The sequence below is a fragment of the Streptomyces sp. NPDC043870 genome (genome assembly GCF_056435785.1).
The window spans coordinates 1-1,479 of record NZ_JBWKDT010000141.1; the positions used below are offsets into that span (position 1 = coordinate 1).

Annotated in this window: 1 pseudogene; it reads right to left on the minus strand. The window is 66.0% G+C overall.

Going from position 1 to position 1,479, the window contains the following annotated elements:
- Positions 1-477: 477 nt before the first annotated feature.
- A pseudogene (locus AC0699_RS39730) lies at positions 478-1,213 on the minus strand (winged helix-turn-helix domain-containing protein); the annotation flags it as partial.
- Positions 1,214-1,479 lie beyond the last annotated feature (266 nt).

The following is a 1,479-nucleotide window of genomic DNA, read 5'->3' on the forward strand; positions in this document are numbered from 1 at the left end:
CCCACAGGTCATCAGGCACAAGATCGTCAGACACTGCCGCCACAACACCCAACTGCCAAGCCAACACGCCGATCTCATTCTGAAATGATCAGTAAATCACCGAGACATTGAGGCCGCGACCAGGCCCGCCCCTCTCCAAGGACCGTCGCGGCTGCCCATCGACCAGGGGCGCGCACATACATAGTCGGACGGAATCCGTAATCACGTACGGGATATCGCAGATGCCCGCTTTCTTCCAGATCGCGACATTAGCGTGATCTGCATGACAGCTACCCGGAGTCGTGATGACGACGACAACCCACCGCAACCAGACCGGCACCGCCCTCATGGATGCGAGAACCGGCACTGACCTGGCCAGCGTGCGTGACCTGAGGCATCGAATGGCCGCGGCACTCAAAAGTGCTGGGCTCGCCGATCTGGTCGACCTTGCGACGCTGCTCGCGGGAGAACTTCCGTCGGGTGCGTGGGCATGGGTTGCCGGTCCCAGACCAGCACGATCGGCGCCTTGACGAGCTGGTGAGTGCCGTCGATCAGCGTGATGAAGTCGCGCTCGCCCATGCTGCGGCGTTTTCCTTTTCCCGCTTGGTGGGTGCGCAGGCGGTGGCACAGCCGGGTGCGGGAGCCGGGCCGCATCGCGATCAGTCCGGCCACCGACAGGCGCCCCGAGCGTCGGCCACTCACCGTCACCTGCGGAGTCACACCGCGCCGGCTCCAGGTACGTCCCTTGGGCGGCGGGCGGGTGAAGCCCGCCTCGTCCTCGAAGCAGATGTAGCCCCCGCAAGCCGCCCGGGCTCTTTTACCTCCGCCCAGGTCGCCTCCTTCCACGCGGTCACGGCCTGCTCGTCACGTTCGGCGACCCGCCGCGCGGGCACCTGCGGGCGGAAGCCGAGCCGGCGCATCAGCCTCGTCGCACCCGAGACGCTGTAGGAGACGTGGAACTTCCTGCCGATCAGCGCGGCCACTCTCGCGGCGGTCCACACCTGGTCCTCCACCCAGCCATGCGCGGCAGGTGCCTCATTGAGGTATGCGGCCAGCTTTTCCAGCGCGGGGACAGACGGCATCGCGATCCACTCGGGCCACGGGAGGCCAGCGCCTGCACACCGCCATCCCGCCACAACTGGTGCCACTGGTAGGCCGACTTCCGGCTCACCCGCAACCGCCGTGCCACCTCCGCAGGCTTGATCTTCTGCTCGAACAACTCGGCCGCTTGCATCCGTACCCGTCTCCCGGCGCCCCTCACGCGCCACGGAATACCGACACCACACCGGGCCCATCAGGGACTTCGGAAAAGATCACCCTAACGAGCCGAAGTCAGTAACGGTAGTTCGTTAAATCCGGCGGTGGCGTGGGTTGACGGAAGGTCGGGTTGGTCGTAGGCCGGTGGTAGGAGTCAACTGTCTTGCTGGGGCTGAAGATGACCGTTCGCCGTCCGTGTCCGCCCGCGCCGGGTCCGTTGGAGGACTACGCGGCCCGGTTCGA